At 74.5% G+C, this 6,536-nt stretch carries 6 protein-coding genes; 5 read left to right on the top strand and 1 reads right to left on the bottom strand.

Going from position 1 to position 6,536, the window contains the following annotated elements; genetic code table 11:
• The first annotated feature begins 168 nt into the window (after positions 1 to 168).
• From AB0O91_RS39410 to AB0O91_RS39390, 5 genes are all read left to right on the top strand, one after another.
• The gene (locus AB0O91_RS39410) at positions 169 to 729 is read left to right on the top strand and encodes an RNA polymerase sigma factor (protein WP_363443757.1); all 561 of its coding nucleotides are present in this window, start codon (positions 169 to 171) and stop codon (positions 727 to 729) included.
• Positions 726 to 1,553, top strand: coding sequence for a zf-HC2 domain-containing protein (locus tag AB0O91_RS39405; RefSeq protein ID WP_363443754.1), 828 nt, complete (start codon positions 726 to 728; stop codon positions 1,551 to 1,553). The genes AB0O91_RS39410 and AB0O91_RS39405 overlap by 4 nt, the downstream gene beginning before the upstream one ends.
• An 80-nt stretch (positions 1,554 to 1,633) precedes the next feature.
• Entirely contained in the window at positions 1,634 to 2,443 is an 810-nt protein-coding gene (locus tag AB0O91_RS39400) for an ATP-binding cassette domain-containing protein (protein ID WP_363443750.1), read from the top strand.
• The gene (locus tag AB0O91_RS39395) at positions 2,440 to 3,831 is read left to right on the top strand and encodes a hypothetical protein (RefSeq protein WP_363443747.1); all 1,392 of its coding nucleotides are present in this window, start codon (positions 2,440 to 2,442) and stop codon (positions 3,829 to 3,831) included. Before AB0O91_RS39400 ends, AB0O91_RS39395 begins: the two co-directional genes overlap by 4 nt.
• On the top strand, positions 3,828 to 4,400 hold the full coding sequence (locus AB0O91_RS39390; RefSeq protein WP_363443744.1) for a hypothetical protein: 573 nt from the start codon (positions 3,828 to 3,830) through the stop codon (positions 4,398 to 4,400). The genes AB0O91_RS39395 and AB0O91_RS39390 overlap by 4 nt, the downstream gene beginning before the upstream one ends.
• 568 nt (positions 4,401 to 4,968) lie before the next feature.
• On the opposite strand, the gene AB0O91_RS39385 is transcribed toward AB0O91_RS39390, so the two are convergent.
• Positions 4,969 to 6,396 (bottom strand): hydrolytic protein, encoded by a 1,428-nt coding sequence (locus AB0O91_RS39385; RefSeq protein WP_363443741.1) that lies wholly within the window; start codon positions 6,394 to 6,396, stop codon positions 4,969 to 4,971.
• Between the last annotated feature and the right edge of the window lie 140 nt (positions 6,397 to 6,536).

The raw sequence follows: 6,536 nt of genomic DNA, 5'->3' as shown, positions 1-6,536 counted from the left end.
AGGGGGGACCCTGTGGGAGAGTAGGACGCCGCCGAACAATCATTCAGAAAAGGCCCACCCGGGTTACCGGGTGGGCCTTTTCGCGTTTCCGGACCAGGAAGCCCGCCCACTGTGACGCAGCTCACGCCGCAGCAAGAACCTGCAGGTCGTACCGGGCGTCTGGCTGGTGTGAGATCACGCAGGAGAGCACTGGACGAGCTGGACGAGGAACGCCTCCTCCGGCTGGTGGCCAGGGGCGACCGCGGGGCGTTCGACGAGTTGTACCGCCGGACGTCGCCGTGGCTGGCGGTGCGGTTGCGCCGCCGCTGCTCGGACGAGCAGATCGTCGCCGAGGTCATGCAGGAGACCTATCTGGCGGTGTGGCGCGCGGCCGGCGCGTTCGCCGGCAGCGCGGTCGGCGGGACGGCCGTCGGGTGGCTGTGGACGATCGCCGCGCGCCGGCTGGTCGACGCCTTCCGGCGCCGGGCCCACCACGCCGAGCCGCCGGTCGCCGCCGCCGAGCGGTCGGTGGTGCCGGCCGCCGAGGAGGAGGCGCTCGCGGGGACCGTCGGCGGCGATGTCGGCGACGCGCTGCGGCGGTTGGCGCCGGAACTCCGTGCGGTGCTGCAGGCCACGGTGCTCGACGGGCTCTCCGTCCGGGAGACGGCCGTGCTGCTCAGACTGCCCGAGGGCACGGTCAAGACCCGTGCCCGCCGGGCCCGGATCGCGATGCGGGAGGCGCTGGGATGAGGGAGGAACACGCGTCGAGGCGGTTGATCGACGACTACGCCCGGGGGGCCGTGCCGATGCCGGCGGACGTCGTCTGGGCGGTGGAGGCCCATCTGGAGACCTGCGCGTCGTGCCGGAGCCTGCTGGCGGCGTCGGTGGCCGACGGGGTGCCCGAGGTCAGCACGCTGCTGGCGAACGTCCGGAGCGGCCTGGAGCCGCAGTTGGCGGCGACTGCGGCACCGCCCGCGCGGCGCCGTCGGGCGGGCTGGGTGTCGGCCTGGCTGACCCCGGTGATGGCGCCGTGGCTGGCGATGACGGTGGCCGTCACCCTGGCCGCGCTGCTGCTGGACGCGATCGCGCCGACGACCGTGCTCGGCGGTGCCTCGCCGGTGTCGCTGGTGGCCCCCGTGCTGCCGTTGTTCGGGGTCGCCGCGGCCTGGTCGCGCGGGCTGGACCCGGCGCACGAGCTGACCGCCTCGACTGCCCGGGCGGGCCTGCCGCTGCTGCTCAGGCGGACCACGGCGGTGCTCGCCGTGGTGGTGCCCGGGCTCCTGCTGACGGGGTGGCTGACCGGGACGACGACGGCCGCTCAGTGGCTGCTGCCCTCCCTGGCCTTCACCTCCACCGCCCTGGCCCTGGGCAGCGTGGTCGGGGTCACCCGGGCCGCCGCCGGTCTGGCGGCCGGCTGGGGTGTCGCCGTGCTGGTGCCCGCGGGCCTGACCCGCCACGCCCCGCTCGCCGTGCGGCTCGCCCTGGAGGCGGACCGGATGCCGGCCTGGGCGTTGCTCCTGCTCCTCGCCGTCGGCGCCGTGATCGCCCGGCGGAACGCCTACTCGACGCTCTGATCGCTCCGATCGCTCTGCTCAACGCCCTGAACGACCAACGACCCTCGAAACGACCATCGACCCTCGAAAGGGGCCACCGCATGGTGCCCATGACGCGCGCGGCCGAGACCGCGCCGAAGACCTACGCCTGGGAGATCCGGGCCAGCGACCTGCGGGTGCGGGTCGGCCGGAAGAAGATGGCCGTGGACGGACTGGACCTCTCCCTGGGCCTCGGTGCCCACGGCCTGCTGGGGCCCAACGGTGCGGGCAAGACCAGCCTGATCCGGGCGCTGGCGACGGTGCTGCGGCCGGCCGGCGGTGAGCTGGAGCTGCTCGGCACCTCCGTCGGCGGGCTGGGCGACCACCGGGCGCTGCGGCGCCGGATCGGCTACCTGCCGCAGGACTTCGGCTACTACAAGCGCTTCACGGTGCGCGAATTCGTCGAGTACATGGCCTGGTTGAAGGAGGTGCCGAAGGCCGAGGTCCCGGCGGCCGTCCAGCGGGCGGTGGAACGGGTGGGCCTGGCGGACCGGGCCGACCACCGGATGAAGACCCTCTCCGGCGGCATGGTCCGGCGGGCCGGCATCGCCCAGGCGATCGTCAACGACCCCGAGGTGCTGCTGCTGGACGAGCCGACGGCCGGTCTGGACCCGGCCCAGCGGCTGCGCTTCCGCGAACTGCTGCAGGAACTGGGCCGGGACACCTGCGTGGTGGTCTCCACCCACCTGGTCGAGGACGTCGCGGCGGCCTGCTCCGACGTGGTGCTGTTCGCCGAGGGCCGGCTCGTCTTCCAGGGCACGCCGGACGACCTGGCCGCGGCCGGCGGCGCCGGGTACCCGGGCGACAGCCCGCTGGAGCGCGGCTACTCGGCCCTGCTCAAGGACTCCGGGCAGCCGGGGGGTACCTGGTGAGCGGGCGCGTGCTGGGCATCGAACTGCGGCGTTCCGTCGCCCTGTGGGCCGGCCTGGTCGTGCTGGGCAGCAGCCTGGCCATCCTGTACGCGCTCGACGGACTGTGGTGGCGGGGCACCACGGCGTGGAACGCGCAGTGGACGCCGATGGCGTTGACGACCCGTTCCCTGCTGGCCTACCTGTGGCCGCTCTCGATGGGTTTCGGGGCGGTGTACGGGCTGCGTGACTCCCGCTCACGGATGGGCGAACTCCTGGCGAGCACCCCGAGGCCGGCGTGGCGCCGGGCGGCGCTGCCGGCCGGCGCGCTCGCACTCGCGGTGGCGTCGGGCTTCGGCCTCCTCGTCCTGTGGGGCGCGGGCCAGGTGGCGTTCGCCGACACCGACTACCTTCCGGTGGGGTGGCTGCCGATCTCGCTGGTCGCGGTGCTGGCCCTGGCCGCGGCCGCCGTGTTCGGCATGGGTGTCGCCCGGGCGCTGCCCTCGGTGCTCGTCCCGCCGATCCTGGTGGTGGGCGCCCTGCTGACGGTCATGTACCTGCGCCAGACCACGGACGGGGCACTGCCGTCCGGCCAGGCGCCGAACCGGTTCTCCCAGCTGTCGCCGGTGACCGACATGCCGCGCCAGCTGCTGCTGACCTTGTCCGGGAGGGTGGACCTGGGGCAGGCGCTGTGGTTCCTCGGTCTGCTCGGCACCGGGTTCGCGCTGCTGGCGGCCTCGACCCGCCGGGCCCGCCTGCTCTCCGCGGCTCCGGTCCTGGCCGGGGCGGTGCTGGCCCTGCTGGTCCTGCCGGCCGATCCGCGGGACACCTTCGTCGTCGACCGGTCCGCCGCGGCCCCGGTCTGCGACGGCCCGGTGTGCCTGACCCGGGCGCACCGCTCACAGCTGCCCGCGTTCGCGGCGAGCGGCAAGGAGGCACTGCGGGTGCTGCACCAGGCCCTGGGCGATCAGGCACCGGCCTCGGTGCACGAGGAGACCGCGCTGCGGGCGATGTCGGACGAGCGGCAGCTGTCCGCGGACGTGGTGCTGATCGACCTCGACGACCCGCTGATCGCGCGTGCGACCGGCGCCGAACTGACCCGTCTGATGGTCGGCCAGGGCCTGGCGCCGAACTGTCGGCCCCGCACCATCTGGGAGGGCGGCGGGCAGACCACGATCCCGGCGCAGAGCGTCGCCGCGAGCTGGGCCCTCGGCGATCGCGGGCTCGTCCCGCTGGAGCAGCCGGCCGGGGACCCGTACACGCAGCAGGAGTGGACGAAGGCCCGGGCCGCGTGGGAGACGCTGAACTCCCTGCCGGCCGCCGAGCAGCGCTCCCGGATGGCCCGGGTCCGTGCCGCCGCGCTGTCCTGCGGGACCGAGCTGGCGCCGCTCACGGGGGAGGTGTCCCGATGAGGTGGGTGACCCTGTACGCGCGCTCGCGGCTGGCGCCGGCCTCGGCGGCCGTCATCCTGGTCGTCGTGGCGGCGGCGTGGGCCGCGGCCGGCCGCGGCCCGGGCCCGATGGACCCGGGGACGGTCGTCCTGGTCCTGGCGGTGAACGTCGCGGCCGGCTCGATCGGGCTCGGCGGGCAGGACGCGGCGCTGGAGCGGATGGCCGCGATCCGGTGGGTGCCCCGCCGGGCGGTGCACGTCCTGCTGATCGGTGCGGCCGCCGGCGTGGGGCTGGCGGCGCTCCGGCTGGTGGGAGCGGCGTCGGTCCCCACCGGGCTCGTCGTCCGGGATGCCGCCGGACTGGCCGGTCTGGCCGCGCTCGGGGCGGCGCTGTGGGGAGCGCACCTCGCCTGGACCCTGCCGGTCGGCTGGCTCGCGGTCACCGTGCTGAGCCCGCCCGCACCCGGCACGATGGGGGAGGTGCTGCACTGGATGACCTTCTCCCCGAGCACGACGGCTTCCGCCGGAACGGCGTGGGCCCTGCTGGTGGTCGGCACCGTGGCGTACGCCCTTGCGGGTCCGCGGCGATAGGCGTCAACTCGGCGGTGTGACAACAGATCTGACGAAACAAGTGAGCACCGCTCCCGGTCCGGGGGCGGTGCTCATCGGTGTTCCCGGCCGCCGGGTGACCGTCCGTTCGGTGGGTGGGTGCAGTTGGTGGCGGTTTGCTTCCCTCTTGTGACGATTCGGTGCGTATACGGCCTCGGGCGTGCCACGGTGGCCGGATCCGTCCCGGATTGCTGTTGTACTGAGTACGCGCCAGTAGCTTTCCCGGGGGGCAGGTCCGGCGGTCCGTGGGGGACGGATCGGCTGCCCTCGGGGGCCTGTCGGGACTTCCCCGGGAGGGCACGTGCCCCGCAGCGGCACGGCTCGAACGGATTGTCGGCCGACGGGCGGGCCCACGGCGGTGACCACGGGATGTTGACACGGTCACAGGGGGTGAGGGGAGATGGGGAGGAGCAAGATCATTGGGGCGGACGGGGCGAATCCGGTGGAAGGGGCCCGTTGACACCGTCGGTGCTTCGGGTGCACCTTTCCGGTCCGGTTGCCCCCGGGAGGGGGAGGGATGTCCTCCCGGGGGCAACCGGACCGGATCCTCCTACCTGCTGATGTCGCTCAACGTTCCGCTGATGTTGAGGAGTTCGTGACACGTGGGCGCCTGCTTGCCCGAGGCCGGAGTACCCGGGGACTCGCAGGTCACGTTCGCGGTCACGGCCTGGTTCTCCGGGATCTGGAGGGGAGTCACCCAGTGGTAGTCCCAGTTGCGGAAGGTCTCCAGGGCGATCGTCGTGACCACCTGGTTACCGGCCATGATGGTCACCACACCCTGGTCGCCCTGGAAGTTGGCGATCACGAGGTCGGTCATGTCGAAGACCTTGCCGCGCGGCACCTGGTAGTTGCCGCTGGCCGCACCGCCGCCCGCGGTCTGCACGTCGATGGCGGCGGAGGTCTGCCGGCCGGTGCCCGGCTGGGCCTGGCCCGGGCCGGGGGCGGGGCCGCCGCCCGGCTGTCCGGCGCCGGGCTTGGCCGAGCTGCCGGGGCTGCTGCCGGGGGCCGACGGGGCGCCGCCGGGCGTGCCGGGGCCGGGGGCGCTCGGGGAGGCGCTCTGCTGGGCGACGGCCTGTTCGGCGGCCTGCTTCGCGGAGCTGCGCACCGCCGGGCGGACCAGGGCGAACCAGGCGAGCAGCAGGGCGAGGATCGCCGCCAGCAGTGCCAGCAGCCACTTGGGGAAGATCGGCAGCTGGATGAACTCGCCGTCCAGCACCGGCCGTTGAACCGTGGCGGCCTCGGTGGCCGCAGCGGCGGGGGTGGTCGGGGCGGTCGGGGGAGTGGCGGCGGCCTCGGGCTTGCCGTCAGGGGTCTTGCCCCCGCCGGGCTTCCCGTCGCCGGGCTTCCCGGCATCGGCGGGCTTGCCCGCGGCGGCCTGCTCCGGGCCCACCGTGACCTCGAACGGCCAGCTGGCCTGCTTGCCGAACCAGATCAACTTGCGGGCGCGCGCCTGCAGTCGCAGCTCGCCGGACTCGCCGGGCTCCAGCCGCAGCCGCTCCGGCGTGGCCCGGAACCGCAGGTCCTCGCCGGCCTGTCCCGGGGTGAGCACCACCGTGCCGGGGGCGTTGCCGAGGTTGCGCACCGAGGTGCGGTAGCGGCCGCGCAGCCAGCCGCGGCGGCGGCGGGGCGCGAGCGCGGCCTGCCACTCCTGGAACGGGGTGACGGTGACGGTGGCCTCGGGGACCGTCACCAGCTCCGGACGCTCGGTCGGCAGGACCCGGATGCCGAGCGGGAAGTCACCGGCGCGGGCGGCGGGCGAACGCGGTGGCGCCAGGCGCACCGTCACGGTCTGGGAGGTCCCGGGGAACAGCGACACCCGGGCCGGCTCCACGGTCGTCCACGCGGCACATTCGCCGACCACCTCCAGCGTGTACGCCTCAACGATGTCGAGGTCGTTGCGTACCGTCAGGGTCGTGGTGGCCACGCCACCGGGCGCCACCGTCAGCGCGGGCAGGCCGAGTTCGGCGGATGTGGTCATGCCGAGACGGTAAGTCAGGCGGACCGTCCACGGAGAGGACCGTGCGGGCAAGCCGTGGGCACACCGGTTGCCCGCACGGACCGACCGACCCTGCCCGGCGCCCCCGCGTCTCACCGCGCGACCCGGGCGCCCGTCCCGAC

Origin of the sequence: Kitasatospora sp. NPDC089797 (assembly GCF_040684795.1) — a bacterium.
In the GTDB taxonomy this organism is placed as follows: domain Bacteria; phylum Actinomycetota; class Actinomycetes; order Streptomycetales; family Streptomycetaceae; genus Kitasatospora.
This window is presented reverse-complemented; position numbering and strand designations above follow the sequence as displayed.